The organism is Desulforhopalus glucosivorans, assembly GCF_054397165.1.
Genome location: NZ_AP044854.1, coordinates 296,668 through 317,807 on the forward strand (window position 1 = coordinate 296,668; position 21,140 = coordinate 317,807).

16 protein-coding genes, 1 tRNA gene and 1 pseudogene are annotated in these 21,140 nt (G+C 40.6%); 15 read left to right on the plus strand and 3 right to left on the minus strand.

The features are described from left to right. Window positions 1-136 precede the first annotated feature (136 nt). The 5 genes from ACX6CI_RS01295 (at window position 137) to ACX6CI_RS01315 (ending at window position 6,543) form a co-directional block, all read left to right on the plus strand. A complete protein-coding gene (locus ACX6CI_RS01295; RefSeq protein ID WP_458776375.1) occupies window positions 137-1,231 on the plus strand; it encodes a deoxyguanosinetriphosphate triphosphohydrolase in 1,095 nt (364 codons plus the stop codon). A gap of 586 nt (window positions 1,232-1,817) precedes the next feature. Further along, on the plus strand, window positions 1,818-4,487 hold the full coding sequence (locus ACX6CI_RS01300) for a valine--tRNA ligase (RefSeq protein WP_458776376.1): 2,670 nt from the start codon (window positions 1,818-1,820) through the stop codon (window positions 4,485-4,487). Window positions 4,488-4,496: 9 nt separating this feature from the next. Next, complete coding sequence (gene nadC, locus ACX6CI_RS01305; protein WP_458776377.1) at window positions 4,497-5,333, plus strand: carboxylating nicotinate-nucleotide diphosphorylase; 837 nt, start codon at window positions 4,497-4,499, stop codon at window positions 5,331-5,333. Between the two features lie 228 nt (window positions 5,334-5,561). Further along, a complete protein-coding gene (locus ACX6CI_RS01310; RefSeq protein ID WP_458776378.1) occupies window positions 5,562-6,374 on the plus strand; it encodes a hypothetical protein in 813 nt (270 codons plus the stop codon). Window positions 6,375-6,467: 93 nt separating this feature from the next. Then, window positions 6,468-6,543, plus strand: a tRNA-Phe gene (locus tag ACX6CI_RS01315). Window positions 6,544-6,603: 60 nt separating this feature from the next. Here the strand turns inward: ACX6CI_RS01315 and ACX6CI_RS01320 are convergent. Genes ACX6CI_RS01320 through ACX6CI_RS01330 form a run of 3 tightly spaced genes read right to left on the minus strand, consistent with a single transcriptional unit; the run spans window position 6,604 to window position 7,403 of the window. After that, window positions 6,604-6,774: a hypothetical protein gene (locus ACX6CI_RS01320; protein WP_458776379.1), complete on the minus strand. Its 171-nt coding sequence runs from the start codon at window positions 6,772-6,774 to the stop codon at window positions 6,604-6,606. Next, window positions 6,713-7,126 carry a tyrosine-type recombinase/integrase gene (locus tag ACX6CI_RS01325; protein WP_458778417.1) on the minus strand — a complete coding sequence of 138 codons (414 nt, stop codon included), beginning with the start codon at window positions 7,124-7,126 and terminating at the stop codon, window positions 6,713-6,715. Before ACX6CI_RS01325 ends, ACX6CI_RS01320 begins: the two co-directional genes overlap by 62 nt. Then, a complete protein-coding gene (locus tag ACX6CI_RS01330; protein ID WP_458776380.1) occupies window positions 7,095-7,403 on the minus strand; it encodes a hypothetical protein in 309 nt (102 codons plus the stop codon). Before ACX6CI_RS01330 ends, ACX6CI_RS01325 begins: the two co-directional genes overlap by 32 nt. Before the next feature lie 289 nt (window positions 7,404-7,692). Here ACX6CI_RS01330 and ACX6CI_RS01335 point away from each other — a divergent pair, with 289 nt between their 5' ends. The 10 genes and pseudogenes from ACX6CI_RS01335 (at window position 7,693) to brxL (ending at window position 21,138) form a co-directional block, all read left to right on the plus strand. Next, complete coding sequence (locus ACX6CI_RS01335) at window positions 7,693-7,881, plus strand: hypothetical protein (protein WP_458776381.1); 189 nt, start codon at window positions 7,693-7,695, stop codon at window positions 7,879-7,881. 182 nt (window positions 7,882-8,063) lie between these two features. Then, window positions 8,064-8,294 (plus strand): helix-turn-helix domain-containing protein, encoded by a 231-nt coding sequence (locus ACX6CI_RS01340; RefSeq protein ID WP_458776382.1) that lies wholly within the window; start codon window positions 8,064-8,066, stop codon window positions 8,292-8,294. Window positions 8,295-8,340: 46 nt separating this feature from the next. After that, a pseudogene (locus tag ACX6CI_RS01345) lies at window positions 8,341-8,529 on the plus strand (DNA-directed RNA polymerase subunit alpha C-terminal domain-containing protein); the annotation flags it as partial. A gap of 147 nt (window positions 8,530-8,676) precedes the next feature. After that, entirely contained in the window at window positions 8,677-10,590 is a 1,914-nt protein-coding gene (locus ACX6CI_RS01350; RefSeq protein WP_458778418.1) for a DNA-directed RNA polymerase subunit alpha C-terminal domain-containing protein, read from the plus strand. Next, complete coding sequence (locus tag ACX6CI_RS01355) at window positions 10,587-12,176, plus strand: phosphoadenosine phosphosulfate reductase domain-containing protein (protein WP_458776383.1); 1,590 nt, start codon at window positions 10,587-10,589, stop codon at window positions 12,174-12,176. The genes ACX6CI_RS01350 and ACX6CI_RS01355 overlap by 4 nt, the downstream gene beginning before the upstream one ends. A 5-nt stretch (window positions 12,177-12,181) precedes the next feature. Then, a complete protein-coding gene (locus ACX6CI_RS01360; protein ID WP_458776384.1) occupies window positions 12,182-13,063 on the plus strand; it encodes a DUF4007 family protein in 882 nt (293 codons plus the stop codon). Between the two features lie 37 nt (window positions 13,064-13,100). After that, a complete protein-coding gene (locus ACX6CI_RS01365; RefSeq protein ID WP_458776385.1) occupies window positions 13,101-13,529 on the plus strand; it encodes a hypothetical protein in 429 nt (142 codons plus the stop codon). A gap of 82 nt (window positions 13,530-13,611) precedes the next feature. After that, window positions 13,612-17,397, plus strand: coding sequence for a hypothetical protein (locus tag ACX6CI_RS01370; RefSeq protein ID WP_458776386.1), 3,786 nt, complete (start codon window positions 13,612-13,614; stop codon window positions 17,395-17,397). A 5-nt stretch (window positions 17,398-17,402) separates the two neighbouring features. Then, window positions 17,403-19,718, plus strand: a complete 2,316-nt coding sequence (locus tag ACX6CI_RS01375; protein ID WP_458776387.1) for a hypothetical protein — start codon at window positions 17,403-17,405, stop codon at window positions 19,716-19,718. After that, window positions 19,699-21,138 carry a BREX system Lon protease-like protein BrxL gene (brxL, locus tag ACX6CI_RS01380; RefSeq protein WP_458776388.1) on the plus strand — a complete coding sequence of 480 codons (1,440 nt, stop codon included), beginning with the start codon at window positions 19,699-19,701 and terminating at the stop codon, window positions 21,136-21,138. Before ACX6CI_RS01375 ends, brxL begins: the two co-directional genes overlap by 20 nt. Window positions 21,139-21,140: the final 2 nt, after the last annotated feature.

Genomic DNA, 21,140 nt, shown 5'->3' on the forward strand with positions numbered 1-21,140 from the left:
CTCCCATGTAATGAAAATGCATGGGTAAGTAGTTGAAATCATAAGTCGGGCATGGTTTAACTAGGTGTAGTGGTGTGGGGATTTCATCAGGATATGTGATGGCCTCTCAATCGAGACAATCAGCCAGCAGAGAATAATGTCATTTGTACCGGTTATAGGAACATCTATTAAGGATCAGCTTGAGCTGAGAGAAGAAAAGATATTATCACCTTTTGCCGCTCTCAATAAAAACTCTTCAGGCAGGCATGTTGAGGAAGAAGAAGATGTCGCAGATATACGACTTTCATTTCAGCGTGATCGCGATCGTATCACTCATTCAAAAACATTTAGACGATTAAAGCATAAAACCCAGGTCTTTCTCGCTCCCACTGGTGATCACTACAGAACCCGCCTGACACATGTTCTCGAAGTTTCACAGATTGCACGCACTATCGCCTCAGCGTTGTGCCTCAACGAGCCACTTACTGAAGCCATTGCGCTTGGCCATGACTTAGGGCACACCCCATTTGGTCATGCGGGGGAAGCAACTCTTAATGATCTGCATCCCAGTGGCTTTCGCCATTATGTGCATAGTTTACGGGTTGTGGATTTTTTAGAAAATGGTGGAAAAGGGCTTAATCTTACCTTTGAAGTTAGAAATGGAATTGTTCGTCACTCAAAGGGGAGAGCCGATATCCTGCCGAGTGATAAGTCAGAAATTGCAGTGACTCTTGAAGGGCAGGTCGTTCGTCTTGCGGATATCATTGCCTATGTTAACCATGACTTAGATGATGCCCTGCGAGCGGAAATACTAAAAGAAACGGATCTGCCTGCTGCGATAAACAATGTCGTAGGAGAGAGGCATTCAATACGTATTGGTGCAATGGTACGAGATCTCATCGTGGAAACCCTGGCAGCAGACGATGGAAATTTGCATATCAGTGATACAATGCTTGAGGCAATAACAAATCTGAGATCATTTCTTTATGATAATGTGTACACCTATTATAAGGTGCACAATGAATTTACTAAGGCCCAGAGAATAATCCGCGATTTATATAATTATTTCCTGGAAAATGGGCTAGTTCGCATACAAAAAGGAGAGTGGGTGGTCGGTGCAGGTAGTGATGGTTGGGCCGATGATAAAGAAGCCCATCGCACGGTATGTGATTACATTGCAGGTATGACAGACAGGTACGCACTTTCAGTGTATGAACAGGTGTTTTTACCCAAGCCTTGGAGTGTCAAATAAACGTTATCTTTTTTGTCTTTTTGTTGGGCAAGAGCAGGTAGCCGTACCCTCAGGATGGATACCATCATCATTGAGAGAATCACACATTTTCTCAACTTCTGCTAATGGGGCCACAAGAATTATTCAATTTTTCTCCGCAGGCTTTCGAATCATGGGGTTGTATGTATTTGAAATGAGGACTTCCTGATTTCTCTGATCACTCGGTGTGAGTGATGAAAGCACCGGGGTACACCTTTTGTCTTTGCGGTGCCGATCATTTATTACAGGTTCAGCTTAGTTGTTAGCCAGAGGGATTCGCCGGTGTTGCTTTCTGCACCTGCGTTTTTGATAAAGAGGTCTTATTGTGTCCTCGGTGGAAAGTACAGTTTGTAAGCCTTGCCTGTCCAGCGTAGTGATTGAATTATCTGCAGGTCGTAGTCACGTTGTAGGCTTTTTTGATCATAAATCTCAAAATATTATAAAAAAAGAGCTGCTTTTTTCCCACAATGACCGATAACTGTTGAATTCTCGCTGTATCATAGTATTTTTCCAAATTGGTGCGCCCAAAAGGTATGATTAATAAATCTATATAAAAGAGTAGTACATTATGACTATAAAAGACGAAAAGCTATTGAGTAAGGGATATGAATTTGCCGCCGTTGAAGAAAAATGGCTGGAGCAGTGGCAGCAGAGCGGCAGTTTCGCAGCTAAAATGGAGGATGGAAAACCCTCCCATTCAATAGTTATTCCTCCACCCAATGTAACGGGTGTTCTCCATGTTGGGCATGCGTTGAATAATACTCTCCAGGATATCCTGACACGCTATAAGAGAATGTGCGGAGATAATACCGTCTGGGTGCCCGGGACAGATCATGCAGGTATTGCCACTCAAAATGTTGTGGAACGACAGCTGGCCACCGAGGGGAAAACCCGTGATGACCTTGGTCGTGATGCGTTTATTGAAAAGGTTTGGGAGTGGAGAAAAGAAAAAGGTGGAACCATCATTCATCAGCTCAAAAAACTTGGAGCTTCCTGCGATTGGGAGAGAGAGCGTTTTACCATGGATGAAGGTTTGTCCGATGCTGTTAAAGAAGTGTTTGTACGCCTCTACAAAGAAGGGCTGATCTACAAGGGCGACTACATTGTAAACTGGTGCCCCAGATGCCACACTGCGCTTGCCGATGATGAAGTTGAGCATGAAGATACAAAGGGCAAGTTGTACCATATTCGTTACCCATATGCTGATGGTTCTGGTTCTGTTGTTGTTGCCACAACCAGACCGGAAACCATGCTGGGAGATACTGGTGTTGCCGTACATCCAAAGGACGAACGCTATCAGCATTTAGCCGAAATAGGTATTAAGCTGCCGCTCACTGACAGAATTCTGCCAGTTGTTTTTGATGATCATGTTGATCGCGAATTTGGTACTGGTGCACTAAAAGTTACTCCTTCCCATGATCGTGACGATTATGAAATTGGTCTCAGGCACTCTCTTCCACGTCTTAAGGTAATGGACGATAAGGGTGTGATGAATGAAGCGGCCGGTGAGTACTGCGGGCTTGATCGTTTTGAGTGTAGAAAGAAGATTGTGGAAGACCTTAAAACACAAGGTTTTCTTGAAGAGATCGAAGAGTATGATCACGCTGTTGGTCACTGTTATCGTTGTAAGACCGTAAGCGAGCCAACCACGTCCCTGCAATGGTTTGTTTCTGTGAAGCCCCTTGCTGCGAAAGCTGTTGACGCAGTACAAGACGGACGCATTAATATTTATCCTAAGACCTGGTATAATACCTTTTACAGTTGGATGGACAATATCAGGGATTGGTGTATTTCCAGACAGATTTGGTGGGGGCACCGAATCCCAGCCTGGACCTGTAATGACTGTGGTGAACTCATGGTCGAGACCGCAGCTCCTGATTCATGTTCTCAATGTTCATCAAAGAACTTAACCCAGGAAACAGACGTTCTCGACACCTGGTTTTCTTCTGCTTTGTGGCCATTTTCAACAATGGGTTGGCCAGAGAACACGAAAGAACTTCAAACGTTCTATCCAACCTCAGTGCTCATCACAAGCTTTGATATCCTCTTTTTCTGGGTTGCCAGGATGATGATGATGGGTCTGCACTTTATGGATGAGGTGCCCTTTAAGGATGTGTATCTCCACGCCCTTGTTCGGGATAAGCATGGCAAAAAAATGTCCAAGTCCACAGGTAATGTCATCGATCCCCTTGTTGTGATGAAAGAGTATGGTACCGATGCCATGCGCTTTACCCTGACAGCCTTTGCAGCCCAGGGAAGAGAGATTAAACTCGATGAGGACAGGATTGAAGGGTATCGCCATTTTATAAATAAGATTTGGAATGCAGCGCGTTTTGCCCTTATGCATGTTTCAGACTGCGATGATTCAATCAAATCTGTTGTAAATAATCCAAAAGATTTGCCTCTGGTACACCAATGGATTCTCAGTAGAACTGCAGCGACTATTAAGAATGTTCGTTTAGCCCTTGATGAGTATCGATTCAATGATGTGGCATCTGTAAACTACCATTTTATCTGGCACGAGTTCTGTGACTGGTATCTGGAGTGGATTAAGGCGGATCTTTTCAGCGATGACCTTACAGCAAAACAACAGGCTCAGGGTGGATTACTTGTTGTCCTTGAAACAATTTTAAAACTCATTCATCCGATCACACCATTTGTTTCCGAAGAGATCTGGTCAGCCCTGCCGGGTGAAAGAGAGCTGCTTGTAACAAGTTCGTTTCCTGAACTGCAACCAGCGTGGGAAAACGATAAGGTTGACGCAGAGATGGAGACTGTCATGGGGATAATCACGGGAATCCGAAATATTCGTTCAGAGGCGGATATCCATCCATCTACTAAGATTGATGCACTCATCCTGTGTGCTGATGCGACCCAAGTTGAGCTGCTTAAGGCTCATAAGGCAGCAGTTTCAGATATGACACGGCTCAGCAGCTTCACAGTGAGCCATGACGCTGCAAAACCAGATGATGCAGCAACGTACATTTACCATGATATGGAGATTTTTGTGCCCCTTAAAGGCCTTGTGGATGTTCAGGCTGAACTTGATAAGCTTGCAAGGGAAGAAAAGAAAATAGATGGAAAATATAAGCAGATAGCTGGAAAGCTTTCCAATGAAAAATTTCTTGCCAATGCACCAGATGCTGTGGTGGAAAAGGTTCAGCAGGAAAAGGCCGCTTTAGATGCAAAGCTTGCTAAGATTGCAGAAGCAAAAGAACGTCTCAAGAAAATGGCATAGGAATCACGAATGGATAAGAACATGTTGCATGAAATGATTCGTGGTTTCCTCCGTGAGGATGTTGGTCGTGGTGATTTAACCAGCGAGTCTATTTTTTATAAGGGTGAGACCGGAACTGCAAAACTGGTGGCCAGAGAAGAGTTCGTTGTTGGTGGCATGGAAAGAGTTGCTTCTGAAGTGTTTAAGGTACAAAATTCTCAAATCGTGACTTCATCGGCAGTTGCTGATGGTACGGTGGCAAAAAAAGGTATGGTGTTGCTCGAGGTCAGTGGTTCTGTCGTTGATCTGCTTAAAGCTGAGCGGGTAGCTCTTAACCTTGTCCAGAGAATTTGTGGTATTGCGACTCTTACCCGTGAATTTGTAGATAAGGTGCAGGGCACAAACGTTAAAATCACTGACACACGAAAAACAACTCCAGGCTTACGCGTTTTAGAAAAATATGCAGTTCGCGTGGGGGGTGGGGCAAATCATAGATTTAATCTCACTGATGGTGTGATGATAAAGGACAATCATATTGCAGCCTGCGGCTCAATCAAGGATGCGGTGTTGCGGGTTCGGGAGGAAATCCCACACACTATACGCATAGAGGTGGAAACTGACACCATAGAGCAGGTTGGGGAGTGTCTTGAGTGTGGTGTTGATATAATAATGCTCGATAATATGACCAACGAGATGATGATAGAAGCAGTTCAACTCATTGGCGGGAAAGCGTTGGTCGAGGCCTCTGGTGGGGTAAATCTGGGTTCAGTAGCGGGAATTGCAAAGACAGGTGTGGATATTATTTCCATAGGTGCCTTAACTCACTCAGCTCTTTCTTGTGATATCGGTATGGATTGGTCTTTTTAAAGTTTGACCTCCAGTGCCGGGCTGTTTAAGGTTGTAATCAGTTAGATGAAGCCTGGTCATGTAATGAATAGGCCTCTGAAACTTCATGTTGATACACGGAGTTATGTGTTTTGCTTAGCTAGAAAAAACTTGATTAATTGCTTTAATCTATGCGATACTAGCCTGTGAGTAGAATAAATTGTCTTATTTTACCTAAGTTTAAATCTTCGTTTAAAGAGGGTTACCCCCATGCGTTGTCCAAAATGTGGATACATTTCATTCGACCTTGTTGATGAGTGTCTGAAGTGTAAAAAAAATATCCAGTCTGCATCAGAGGTCTTGCAGGGAGCAGTTCCTAATATCCCGGCCCCAAGTTTTTTGAAATTTAATGCTGATCGTCATGATACTCATGATGATCACGCTGATTTTTCCGATGAGATCTCATCAATGGAATCAGACTTTTCCGATGACGATTCTGACTTTCTATCTGATGATGTAGATTTTTCAGATGATGGTGCTGGCGAAATCGAAATTCCTTCGCAGGGTATTGAGGTAGGTGGTTTTGAGGAAGAAGAGACCATCGTCACTTTAGACGATGATGGTCCTGAAGGTGAAATTGAAGTGGACCTCAGTCAATTTGAGGAAGTCTCTGATCCCGAAGCCGCTTTTCTCTCAGATGATTCAGATGTGAGCCTTGATTCTGATGACGATATGCTAGAAATTTCTGTCCCTGATGAGCTGGCGGATATGTCAGATCTCGATCCTCCGACAGTGGTGCTGGGTGAAGATGATGATCTTGATTTTGACCTCGACGCAGGAGCTGTAGATCTGGATCTCGATGACCTTAATTTTGATCTTGCCTTAGATGATGTTGATGATACGGAAACGAGCGGATCTGATCCTGTCCAGGAAACTGTCCTTTCTTTAGATGATATTGATTTCTCTGATACTTTAGCTGAAGATACTGGAGCAGATGGAACTGATAAAGGGTCAATGGATATGGATGCGGATCTGGATTTTGATCTGGATCTTGGTGGATTATCCATCCATAAAGACATTTAATTTGAGATAAAGTAATAAAGTGAAAATAAATAGAGAAAATCTATTGACACTCTAAGTCAATTTGGGTAAATAGACGTCTCCAAACGATGAGGCGCCGGGATAGCTCAGTCGGTAGAGCAACGGACTGAAAATCCGTGTGTCCCTGGTTCGATTCCTGGTCCCGGCACCATTCGTTTGAAAAAGATATCAAGCCCTTACAGCCTTTCAACTGTAAGGGCTTTTTTCTTGTCTAGAGACCTGTGTGTTGATTTGTGTGTGACTTTTTTCTTGCAGCCTCATAATCCCTGATTGCTTGCTTTTCAGTTTCATTAAAAGTGTGCAGGTAAATCTCTGTTGTCTTACGGTTTTCGTGACCGAGTATTTTCTGAATAGTACCAATGGGCGTGTTGATACTTTCCATTAGTGATGCCCCCTGCATGTCGTAGAGCATGGAATCTGAAATAAGGGACTCCTGCTATAGCACAGAGGGACTTCATTATCTTTTTTCTGTCTCCGTAAGGTCCTTCTTTCCAGCAACCTTCTTTACGACTGTAATACCTGTGCCAAAAGACCCATGGATGCATATCCGTTCTAGCTGTGAAACGCTCAGTTAAGATCGTGTAGAGCTTATCCGTCATCCAGATTCGTCTTGGGGGCAAATGGCCACCACTTTTTTTCCGTGTGTAGAGCGTCACATATCTGCTCTTAAAACTAATGTCATCCCAGATAAGTCTATTGATTTCACTTACCCGAGCAAGTGTCTCTCTGATTATCTTTCGTGGCGAGTCCTATCACTTTGTCAATTTGTTTCATTGGTGGGACGTATTTAATTGTTTTATCCACAGGCAAAAAAGGAATACCTTTAGTTGGATCATTCGGAATAATACCTTTGTTGAATCCAAAATTGAACGTAGCCCTCAGATAACGCAATTCTTTGTTCGCAACATAGTTAGACACTTCACTACGCTCAATAATTAATTTTTCAATATCAAGCGTAGTGATTTCTGAACATACTAATTTGCCACAAATACGAGCCCAGCGACGAGCCATGTATGTATACTCTTGATAATCTCTTTCAGAGTTGCCCGTTACTTTTCCTATTCGGAGTTAAAGGCAGTCCGTGTGCAAAAGATCATGGAAATTGATTGTGAGCTCCATGAGCACCGGGAAATTCGACCAGCTTTCTCAGTGGCGAAAATAGTCGAGGCTCAGTGGTGGGAGTAATGTAGTAAGTTCTTCAATATCAGTAAAATAAATTGCAATCAATTCGTATATAAACAAATTGTGAATCAGCCTACTGGCCCAAAGTCAGTGGGCTTTTTTGTTTTAGGAGGATTAAATGAATTTTGAAGCAATAGAAAGAGAGAAACAACGAGTCCTAGAAATAATAGAAGATCTAGAAGTCGACAGTCTTCTTTGGAGTTGCGGGCATGAACTGAGTTGTTTTGATTTAAAGGTGACAGAAGTGATCAACTACAACACTCTTGAACTACACGTGTCATGTCCAATATGTGGGTGTGAGATATGAGTCTCTCAGTGTTAGGAGTTTATCCGTTTTTGCAGCTTTCGATCCCGTATTTTCAGAAATCTACAACTTTCAGATTCTTCTCTTTTTTACCCTTCTTGACATTTAACGCTTGTTATAATAAATGTTATACTGTCTTACGTAACCTTTCTGAATTTATTGAATTAATTACTTACGGTAAGTGAATGACGAAACTTGAAATATCCAGTGAGTACGCAAGGCTTGTGAAGAAAGTCCGAAACACTATTGGCTGTAGTCAGGAGGACTTGGCCCGGGAATTAGGAGTAAGTTTTGCCACTGTTAATAGGTGGGAGAATCAACAGTCAAAGCCTTCACGTTTGGCTTGGGGGCAATTTAAGCTGTTTTGTGAGGAGATGGTCGCACAAGGTAAGTTATCAAAACTTCCCAAGTTCTAATGCGATAAAAGGCTGAAATATTTTGAATGGTTTTAGAGTGTGACTCATGGAAAATGCTCAGCAGAAGGATGAACATGATTCTCTGAAAATACTTGTGACGGAGGCAGCGTTGTCTGTCCGTGCCACCAATGTACTTTTGAAAAACTGTTCATCCTTAACAGATCCAAATTTGCAGACAGAAGAAGCAATACGTGAATTGCCTAATTGTGGTAAAAAAACTGCAAATGAGATAGTACAATTTCTCAATGCCATACGTTCAGTGGGTCAACTGAAACCACCCCCATCGATTCAGGAGCAATTAGCTATATCGCCCTCTGAGTCTAGCCTTCAGCTTCTTCCTTTGTTCTCCTCAAGAGGTATTGTTGGTTTTCTTGTAGAGGATTTGCATTATGATTTTCAAGGAAAAATCCGTCTCAAAGACATCGTTTTGACTGTTCGTACTTCAAAAGTGTTAAATAAACTCGGGTTTCAAACTATTGGCGAAGTAATGTTAACGTCTGGATCATCATTGCTCTCTGAAAAGAATTTTGGTCGAAGGAGCCTTAACGAATTAAAAGGAATTGTAACATCCTTATGTTTGACTGGTGTTCCAGTTGCTGTCGATTCTGATGCTGATGTCGAGCCAATTGATTATGAAAGCTACGATAGTATGGTTGAAAGCTTCGTTCGGCAGTGCATAAAGAACGTGAGAAATCAGGACCTTTTTCTAAAGCGGTTTTGTTTTCGAGAAGGGAAGAGTCCTATCTTGGAAGAACTTGGTGAGTATTTTGGAATAACCCGTGAACGTGCACGGCAGATTCTGAAAAAAGGATTTATTAAATTACAGATTAAGGCGAACGTTGATAAACTGAATGTATTCTCAGAACAACTCAGTACAATCATTTCTCAAGGTGGTGGTCTTATTGAACTTGGATCCCTTGCATTTGCTCTTCAAAAATCCTTCGATTGGCCCACTCCACCATATAGCCTAGCCTTAGGGCAGTTTCTTCTTCTTTGGTATCCCGAAGAAAATTTTAAGAATGATTCAGACGTTATCTCGGTTGAAACTGAGTGCTTGTCTTGTGATCGGCCACTCCAAATAATCAGAAAGCTTGATTTCGAGGGTTCAGAATCCTACCACGTACAAGTAATCTCCAAAAAGATTAGTGAATATTGCACAAATAATTGTTCTCAACAAATAATCACCTCTTTTCACCGAGCATTCATTGAACAACTCATTCAAAAGAGTGATGCCCAGTTTGTTTTACATGATGATGTCGTGCTTCCATACGATAAATGGAAACTAAGATATTGTGATAATCTCGAAGAGGCTGCCTGTTATGCTTTAGAAGGATATGGCAAGCCTATGCACTTTACTGAAATTGCAAAAGCGATTCGTAACTTGAATGGAAATTTCAATGAGATAGGTGATCGTCATGTCCATAATGCTATCATGCGCTATGACTCTATCGAAATTATAAATCGAGGTACTTATGGGCTGAAGTCATGGGGTGTGGGTGGTTATCGTTCAGTCTCAACTGCTATCGAGCAATTGATTGATGACAATGGGCTCCCTATGCGGCGGATCAACATTATCAAACAACTTCAAGGTGAGTTCACAGAAGGTAATATTACAGCTGCTTTAACAGCCGATTCGAGGTTTACAAGCCTTGGCGATGGATTGTATGACAGACCTGAGACTTGGAAAGACAGATCCATTCAAAGTCTTCTGGCTTTATTGCCGGAATCGGTAGCAACTTTTACCAGCTATCTAATAAGTCGAAACAATAATACATCCTACAAATTAGTAATGGGGTATATTTTTATCCGCAGTATGGATGAAGCGGGTAGTATCTATGTCTCTAAATTAAAGGATATGTTTTATAATTTTTACCGTTCTAGATCTAAAAAAGGCTGGGTCGTCGAGGATGATTCTTCTGCTATGAGTAGAATCACAGAATTCTCCCCAACTGAGATCAAAAATAGGGTCTGCCCAAAACCATTAGATAGTTTTTTGAAGTCAGGTTTTTTTCATTCATACTCTCAACAGGGTATAAGAATTAAAATACCAAAAAACCTCTATATAGAATTACAACAAGGTGAAACGAGGGACTCCGTACTTATCACCATTCTTAAGGCAATAGATGAATATTTTTCAACAATCAACCCAGTTTCAATACCAATCGTGACAAATATAAATCAACAAAAATCGGAACCGAATCAGGAATTACAAAAAGAGAAGTCTGTATTGGATGCAGAAAACCAGCCTTCCTCTATCACAATTAGAAGCAAGAGAAGAGGGAAGATCAGGCTATGAGTAAGGCAAAAGGAAAAAGGGCTTATTGGTGTGATACTTGTCATGTCCCTGTGCTAGGGAGCAAATGTCTAGCTTGTGGTGGAGGATCTCGTGATCTATGTGCTGCATCATTGGTACCAGTTTTTCGTCCAGAGATCCATTACCTTAAAAGGTTAGTGCCGCAATCTCTTTACCCCCTTCTAAAAGAAGGAGAGATCTGGGTTTCTCCAGGTAGTTATTGCTATTATTGTCAGGGCCAGTTGCTTTTTAAACTATCTGCAAAGACTGAAATGGTAACCAACGTCCTAGAGGCAGGAGAACTGAAACCTCTGGCAAGGACTAGACAGCAATGGTTGGAACTGTTGCAAAAGGCTAATAAGAAATACATAGAAGATTTACAATATGAAGCGGAGACTTTTATTCGCCAAACAGTTGCTGATAATGAAAATAAGGTTTTATTTGTCTCTTTTTCTGGTGGCAAAGATTCTTCTGTAACTTCACACTTGGTGATGAATGGGCTAGGGCGCAGTGATGTACTCCATATATTTGCTGACACTACAATAGAGTTTCCTGATACATATCAGTATGTTAAGGATTTTCAGGAGCTACATCCTTTAACTCCTCTTATGCAGAGTAGTTCTAATTTAGATTTTTTCCAAACATCAAAAAACATAGGTCCCCCGAGCCGTATATTGCGATGGTGTTGTACGACCCATAAAACAAATCCTTTAGCTAAATTGATTGATAGTATGAGTCCGGAGCAAGGAGTGCTGGCTTTTGATGGAGTGCGCCGTTCGGAATCAGTGCGTCGGTCGAAATATCCTCGTGTTTCTACAAAACATAAAATTGCAGGGGAACTTCTTGCCAGCCCTATTATAGATTGGACAGATATTCAGGTATGGCTCTATCTTTTAATCCATGAATTGCCATTTAACCATGCATACAAAAAAGGTTTTAGGAGGGTTGGTTGCCTTTATTGTCCATTTAATAGTGCTTGGTCGCAGGAGATGATTGGAGTCCGCTATCCACAGAAGAGTAAAAAATGGCAGACTTTTCTTAGTGAGCAGGCAGAACGAATGCAACATCCAAATCCTGAAATATTTACAGATCAAGGTTGGCGGGCTCGTGCAGGTGGCCGTGGTTTGGATCATTACAAATCAGCTATTGAATCGCAACCATGCAAACTGTCAGATGATGCTGTTATGTACCAGCTATTGAGTGGCGATATATCTTTAGTCAGGCATTTTTTGAGACCCCTTGGGCCTCAGTCTCAGCTTAGTAGTCAGGAATTTGCTGAGACATTTTTGATTCACGATTTCAAAACCCAGGAAATTTTGGCCAGTGTCGAGATTGCCTATGTTGATAAGGCTATACGGGTAAACTATTTGATTAAAAAAAATCGGAGATTATTCCAACAGCGAGTAGAGAAACAAATAAAAAAATTACAAACTTGTATCTTTTGTGGTGCATGTGGTGCTAAATGCAAAAAAAATGCTTTAACCTCAGAAGATCAATTCTATGTAGATAATAGTAAATGTGTCAGTTGTTTAGCTTGTGTTAAACACATTTGTCCAGTTCTCGACTCTTTAACTAAAAGAGGAAAATAGTAAGTATGGCAAAGTTTGAATTTGGTTTTGAAGAAGCATGGTTTCGTCTCATATTAAAAAAGTTACCTGAGAACCCCGATCTATTTTTGCCAAAATCGGTTGAGAAAGCTCAATCTTTATTGCGCGTTGGAAAACTAAAGGTTGGAGCTGCAAGGGCTTGGGCTGAGTCGGCAGGGATTGTATGCAAAAATAAAGGTGGTTTCCAACTCACTCCTTTAGGTCAAATCATAGCTAACCATGATCCTGAGTTGGAGGAAGATGGGATCTGGTGGGCAATACATTATAATCTTGCTAAATCATCCTCTCCTGCTTGGTTTTATGCATTTTATTTCAATGAATTCGGCCTAGATTCTTTCAGTCGTGATGATTTTGAAAAGGCCGTTCGTGGCTACTGGGATGTTAATCACGACAAGCCTATGACTGATAGTGTATTTCACAAACTTACCTTTTCGCCATTTAAACAGGCCTTCGAGGGAACGCGACTGGGCGATGAATTTGGATTTTTTCTAACTACAGAAGAGGGCAATTACCTCCGGCAGACTGATGAAGCTCCAAGTGTGCCAAAGGCAATCCTAGCTTATGCTTTACTTGATTGGGCTTCTGGACAACAACGTACTTCAGTCCATTTGGAAAAACTATTCGAATCCGGAGGCTTGGGACGAATTTTTCGCTTTGAACGGGAAGTAATTGATAGCTTGCTTGTTGATATAGGAGAGTATTACCAAAAACAAGTGGCTTGGATCAGCCATACGGCAGGGTTAAACTCAATCTCTATTATGGATATCACACCTCTTTCATTAGTAAGTGCCTATTATCATGAACTAGATGGGGAAGAGCCTATAGATGCTTTGGATATGGGCAAAAAGGAAGTGGAAAAAATGAAGTAGAGCAGGCTGGTAGGGCTCTTTTTTCTAGAGGAACATTATGGATATCTTAGAAGGGTTGCTTGAAAAAATTCACCAATACAAGGAACATCGCTATAAAGTATTGCTAATCATAAGAGGTCCTATGGACAACTTATTCACTCCCGCATTACTTGATGAGTTTGCCGATATTGCCAACGCAATAACTATCAATTTCCAGGAGCGATATCAAGGAAGATTAAATGAGTTTTTCATATGGCAGGATATTCGTAATGAACTTTGCGAAATGGCTAATCTCCAGACTACTGTCGTCACGGATTTAGAACCCCTGTATGCCAAGTGGCCAGTTAGTGAGAGATTATCTTTTTTGCGAAACCTTCTTGTGAGTGAGCCTAAATATCCTTTGGTTTTTCTTCTTAATTGCCAAGAGGATTTGAGTGATTTGATAGCGATAACTGAAAATAACAGAGGCCTTATTTGGGCGCCCTAATTAAAACGCTATTTGCTGTAACAAAATTTTAAATAACCTTTCATTAAGACTGATGTATCGTGAAAGAAAGTGGAGAGCAAGAATGACAATCCAAAATTTAAGTGATTTTATTCATATTTCACCTGGATTTAAGGCCGCTGTAAATTTACAGAATGACCGTGATAATCTTGAGAAAGTTGCAGGGTTTATCCCAACTGAAGTTGCACGAGAAATTATTCTAGATTTGGCCAAGAAACTGCATCCGACAAGTGACCTTCGCTCTAGGATTGTCATGGGCACATATGGAACGGGGAAAAGTCATCTTGCCCTTGTGCTTTTGAATTTTTTCGTTAGGAGCTTAGGTAATGAGCAGCTACAAAAAGTCATTGATAAGCTTGATCCAGATACCAAAGAAATTCTAAATCATTATCGAGGGTTAGTTCCAAATAAATTCCTTATTGTAAACCTTTATGGTGATGTTGGTAATATAGCTGACGGTCTGATGATGGGGTTGCGTAAAGCTCTAGAAAAAGAAGGGTTAGAGTACCTCTTACCAACCTCCGCTTTTGATGCTGCCTTATCTAGAATTGATGATATTGAACAGAATTACTCTGATAGTTTCATCCTACTAAAAAAAGAACTTGAGGAAAATCAGGATGAGCAGAACCGAATGTCTGTGGAAGAATTGAAGACTCGGTTAAGGAATTATCAGAAAAAAGCATTTGATCTATTTCGAAAAATTCACCCCGTTTGTTCGTCTGGGGGGCGTTTTGAATATACTACGATGCTTTCAGCAAATGACTTTTATACCAGTGTTGTTAAAGAGCTGAAGGAGCATCATGGGTTTTCCGGGATTGTTGTATTTTGGGATGAATTTGGCCATAAAATGGGAGAAGTGGTTAAGGACCCCACAGGCAAAGAAGGTCTTGTACTGCAAGAGTTTGCTGAGCGATGTAACAATAGTGGAGAAGATCAGCTTCATTTCTATCTATTTTGCCATCGTTCGTTGAAGGAGTATCATGATATCTCAATGAATGCCTCAGGAGCAAATAACCAGCAACTTGAGGATGATTTACGTAAAATTGAAGGACGGTTTAAGCAATACATCATGAAGAGTACAGATGTAGAAACTTTCCAGCTGATTGATGGAGTAATAGTTGCTGATGAGTCAGCACTTGGTTGGCAAACGTTGACATCTAATCATGATATCTATTTCGATTCGCTCGTTCAAGAAACCGCACGTTTGAAGTATTTTACTGGCTTTACACCAGAGGAGTTGAAAGCAACGGTTATATTGGGAACTTATCCTTTGCACCCAATGGCTGTTTATAGTTTGCCTGCTATATCTGAAAAAGTTGCCCAGAATAACCGAACTTTATTTACATGTCTTTGCGAAGATGAACCTGGAAGTTTTAATCGTTTTCTTGCGAAAGCAGTGTGCAACTCAGAAGCTTCTTGTCCACCAATGTTTACGGTGGATAAACTTTGGGATTATTTTTCTAACGATGTGAAGCAGCATGAACGTACCCGCTCAGTTCACCGTGATTTTGAACATCTTCGAACAAGGCTTGAAGATTATGATAGTTTAGGTTTACGAATCTTAAAAGCAGTTTCTGTCTTTCGGGTAACCAACCCAGCTAGAGTCAAAGTCACAGAAGAAATTCTCATTTATTCACTGGATATACCTACAGCTGAACAACCCGTTTTTACAAAAGAGTTAGCTCGCCACTCCGATCTGCAAAATGAGAATCATATATTGATGAAACTGCAAGCTGATGGCTCATATCGCCCAGCTGTGAGCAGTGCTACTGAATCTCTTATGGAAAAGGTTCGTAAACTTCTTAACGATACCCCAGAAAAATTAGGACAGAGTCCAGTTCAATATCTAAAGTCACTCTGGTCAGTTCTCCCTGTCAATGAAAGTTATGAAGCAACCAGCTATGGTGATGAATATGGCGTAGCTCGTAAGATGTTAATTGAACCAGTCAGTATGGCTCAATTAAAAGAAAAACTACATATTTTAACTAAAAATCTTGGTACTGGGCTGTATCATGATGGAATTCTGTTAGTAGTGCTTTGTGCAAGCAGTAGTGAAATCGATGAAGCTAAAAATATCGCTGTTACGGAATTGGCGGACAATAATTACTCACAAGTAGTTCTAGGTATACCAAAAGATCCTGTACAAGTTTTTAATTTGCTCAAAGAACATCAAGCGCTGAACTACCTTAAAAACAACGAGGCTAGTTTATATGCTGAAGGTGGTGAGTTATACGAGGAATGGCGTGTTTGGGATGATGATAAATCGGCCCAACTTACTGATATGATAGGTGACCTCTTTGGACCTGAAAAGCAACTGTTGGACTACTACTGGCAAGGTCAGTCACAAAAGGTCCTTAATGCGCGACAAATAAAAAAATTAACATCAAAAGTGATGACCGATGTTTTTCCTGATTGTCCTAATATACATGAACCAAAACTTACACATGATGATTTTGGTGGTAATTGGGGATATCGAAAGGACTGTCGTGATATAATCATCAAACTTTCGGGCAAAGGTGCAGCAGAGAAACTTTGGAATGAAACAGCGAATGCTCCCAAGCACATTATTACGCAGATTTTTAAAAGTAATGGATTGTTAAAGAAGAATCAGACTGGTGAGTTTGTCATTGAAAAACCAGATATCAACTCTTTTAAGGGTGCATACAATACCTGGGAATGTATTGAAAAATATATTCAAAAAGCTCGAACTCAACCTGTGAAAATGGATAACCTTGTACGTACATTAAGAAAGCCACCGTTTGGAGTGAAATGTAGGGCTATGCCATTGTTTTTTGCAGCAGTAGCCCACAACGAACTATCTCTGGGGAACATTTCTTTCGAGTTTCAACGAAATTCAACTAACATTGAAAAAATAACAGTTATTGAAAGTGATACGTTGGAAAAGGTATTCACTTCTCCTGAAAAGTATAAACTGATTTATGTGAATGTAAGCTCTAACCAAAAAGCGCTTACTAATGGCCTTGCAGAATTATTTGATGTTTCTTTTACCCCAGCAGACCCCTCGCTTGAAAGGGTGAGGAAAGTTGGGGTTGCTATAGGAGAGTGGTGGCGTACACTTCCAGTGCATGCACATGTCACCGATGAGGTATCTGATGGTGCCTGGCAGCTACGAGAACATATTTTCAAACCTTTAGCTGAGTTAGATCCTAATATTGACCATATACTGCTCAAAGATTTTTTTGAACATGTTTTTGATGAAGCAAAGAAGATTACCCCCAAGCAGATTGTCGAGGGAATTAAACCCTATAAGGAGGAGCTAGAAAATCTTCTCGATGCCTTGAAAAAAAGAGTTTTATCAGAATGTGAATCAGTTTTTGGGGAAGAGTCCAATCCCGGTCAAGGTATAACGACCTGGTTTACTAGCCTATCACCCGAAAAACAGAGCCATGTCTATGTAGGTGAGACTGCCAGTTTAGTGGATTTATGTAGAGAAAATTCGCCAATCACAGATGAAATTCTATTGAAAATTGCAGAGAAAATTACAGGTCTCAATATCACATCCTGGAGCGATGATCTTGTCGTAAAATTTGGGGCCAAACTAGAATCAGCTAGAGATTATGTCGATTCATTCATTCCTCCTGACCCTAATCCTGATCCTGATCCAGAGCCTATAGCTCCCCCACCAAATGGACAGGGTCGTTTAAGTGTTTTTCTAAAGGGTAAAAAGAACGACCGGACTTTTGAGTTACTAGAAGAGCTCTCTCCAAATGGACAAGCTTTGGAGAATGTTCTGAATTCAACAATTGAGCAGTTTGGCAAGGGATTGAATGAGCAGGAGAAAATCGCTGTTATTTATCGTGTTGTAAGTAGAAATGTCTTTGGAGCATAAATGCTATGATAGAGATTATCTGCGACCAATATGGACTCTATGCCGCAAAGGACTCTGATAGACTGGTTGTTGAAAAGGACCAGTTTGAAATTGAGCTAGAGATGATTCATTCTCATGCAAAATCAGGAAATTCTTTGTGTGTGGTTGTTCGTAATCCGCTTCTTTTTAGGTATTTTGACGCAGCGATTAAATACGGCGCACAAAAACGAATTGTTGATCCTGTTAAAATGTTGGCTGAAGAACTAGAGCAGACAGTGGTTCCACAATATTTGAAAAATCAGCCAAATTGGGTTGTAGAGCTGAAATTAATCGAAAAAGCAAAGAAGCAACTAACTAAAGGAGAATCTATTGAGAGATGGCTTAAAAGAACTCTTTTGGGAGATGTATGGAGTAAAGACATTCCTCGTTCACAAAATGAATTGTCAGCTCTTTTTGAATACTTAATTAGTCATGATGAACATGCTCTACACATCCTGACCTTGCAGTTATTGAAGGAACAGCTGCTGAAATGGTCTGGAATGAATCAGGATTATGCAGATTTGTTAACCTGGTTGTGTCATGCGCCATTCAAGCGTGCCAAATTCATCATTTGGGAGCAGCTGTTATCTCTATATCCTCAGGACAAAGTTGCGGATTGGTTGCAACAAGATAATATATGGTTCGAATTGTCTCAATTCCCAAGCCGTATTAAGCTTCCCGCCATAACTACTTCTTTACAAGTACCTGAGAGCATAGCTGCTTTTGCTCGAGATTTTCTTAAAGAACAATGGATCAAATCTCAAGATTTAGCAATTCAATTTATTTCAGGAAAGTTAGAATTTGAAAAGAATTTTCTGTTAGAACAGCTCCATTTTCAGCTCCATACTGAAAATCCATTAATGCTATCGTCCTATAAAGCATTGCTTGCTTTAGAATTACCAGAAGTAACTTCTGTTGCAAAACAACTTGTTCCTACAAAAAAACCATCAATTATTTCTGCTGAAGACCCTGTATCTGATGTGCAAACATGGTTAGAAAACGAATATTTACCGTTTTATAATTCTTGCTCAATTCTTGGCCAAATTAACGAGACTGAACAATATTTGGTGAAATTTGAAGAGTGGCTTGCCAAACACTATCAGAAAATGTTGTTTGATGGTGAAGGCATGGCATATAGACAGATAGCAGAATTAAAAAAAATAAGTAACACTGACCCCGTCTTGATGGTTGTATTTGATGGATTAGACTATCTTTGTGCCTGTGAGGAATTATTACCTTTGATGCGTGCAAATGATTTATTTCCAGTCGATGAACCTAAACCCTATTTCTCATTTCTTCCATCACAAACAGAAATTGCTAAGCCCGTTTTGGTTGCAGGAAAAACCAAGGAACAAATACCTGAAGAGGGATCTTCAGCAGCTTTTTATAAAGAATTATTGAAAGAATGTATTGGTGTGTCAGAAAGTGATATTCGTTCCAAAACAGATAAAGATGGCTCCTTGCTAGAGCTTATCCAAGAGCCTGCCAAGGTTTATCTATATTTAGATAACCAACTTGATCGTGAGTATTTGCATAGCTCTTTGAGGCAATATTTACGAAAACGAAAGTATAAAGAATATGTCCTTAAAAAAGCGGAGGAAATTGTCCATTGTGTTAGAGATTATAAAGATATGTATGGCAAGTATCTGAAAGTTGTTATTTGTAGTGATCATGGCTACACGGTTATTCCTAAATCGGCAGAAATAATCAAAGAGCCGGTTAATGGGAAAATGAGAACTAGAACGCTGCACAAACACACGTCAGAAGACTTAGTTAAACTAGATTTACAGTGCGTATGGCAACTTACTCCAGCACTCTTTGGTTTAAGTGAGGAAATGGTTTTACCCAAAGGATACACATGTTTTAAAAGCAGACCCCTTGGGGCAACTCACGGGGGATGTTCTCCTCAAGAGATGGCCGTCCCTTGGTTTGTTTTTAGCAACGAGCGCCCTGTTTCTGCAAAATCTCTAAGTTTCGCATTGGAAGGAGAGATTTTCCGTAAACGATCAGTGAATCAACTTGTTTTGCATATTTCAAATCCAAATAAGTATCAAATAAAGCTTGTTGATTTAGATGTAAGTGGAGCGGATATTTCTACTAGTCTACCTGTTCTAATAAGCTCAACTAGTGCCCAGAAAGTTAACGCTTCTGTCGATGCAAGCAGTGTAGTTGATGGAAACGTTCAGTTTGTTATCCGGTATCGATTGAAAAGTATAACGGGTGAACTTGAAGAAAGCATAGAAATAACAAAACCAACTAAAGGTTCAATGTCTACAGAGTTTGATGATGACTTCGATATCTGAAACTGAAATAAACCAAGAATATCTTGATGAGAAGATTGCCAACTCATTTCCGGATGTATGTGTTCACAAAGGTTTGGCAGCCAAAGCAGGTCTTTCGGGACGTGTAATTCCTGCATTTGTCTCTGACTGGCTTGTTAGTAGGTATAGTGATGGGGCCGGTGGAGTGAATAGTGATGGCATGCAACAATTCATCGCAAAATATTTACCCGATAAAAAGCAAAAAGAGACATTGATGTATGATCTTCGTAATGGTACCCCATTGAAGATATTAGACTCTTTTAGTGTAAAAGTTCACCCAACAAAAGGAACTCTTCAATTAAAGATTCCTTCACTAGACTTAAATGGAATTGTTAAAGACTCAATAGTTGATGAGAATCCTCTGTTATTAATGGGGAATGTTTGGGGTAGTGGGACATTGACTTGGATGCCGTCAAAGGACAAAGATGATAAATTCGATGTTGTAATGACGAATTTCAATCCCATGCAAGCGGCAAGTATTGACCTTGAATATTTCCTTTCACAACGTAAAGAATTTAGTTTGGAAGAATGGCTAGCAGTATTGTCTAGAACGATGGGGTATGACGAAAGGAAATATTCAACGAGACAAAAACTATTGATCTTTACCAGATTGATACCGCTGATAGAACCTAGAGTAAATATGATGGAGTTAGCTCCCAAAGGGACTGGGAAATCATATATTTATAGTCAGTTATCTAGGCATGCATGGCTTATTAGTGGGGGGGTTGTAACTCGAGCCCAATTATTTTACGATATGGGCCGGCAACAGGCTGGCATTATATCCAACTACAACGCTGTAATACTTGACGAAATCCAAACAATAAAATTAAGCAATGAAGGTGAAATTGTAGGTGCTCTGAAAGGCTACTTAGAGTCAGGAGAATATCGGGTAATGGGTTTCCATGGCTCTTCAGATGCTGGTTTTGTAATATTGGGAAATATCCCCATTGTCGATGGACGCCCTCGTGACGCTAATTTTTTTTCTGAGTTACCTAGATGGTTGAATGGGCATGAGGCTACAGCACTTCTTGATCGTTTTCACGCATTGGTACCTGGTTGGGAGCTCCCAAGAATACAATCAACATCGCTGTGCCAATCTAACGCTTTACGAGCAGATTATTTCGGTGAAGTTCTCTATTCACTGAGATCAAGCCAAGAACATATGACTTTTGTTAAAGATCATATGCAATCCTATGGGGATTTGAGAGATACTAGAGCCGTTCAGCGTTTAGCCTGTGGGTATCTAAAACTTCTTTTCCCTGACCTGGAAACGGTTTCGTTGACAGAGTTTAATGATTTTTGCTTACAGCCTGCAATTGATTTAAGGTCCAATATTCGTAGGCAAATGGCATTGTTGGATCCTGAGTTTTCGCCCAAAATTGCTGAAATCAGTGTTTGTTGAAA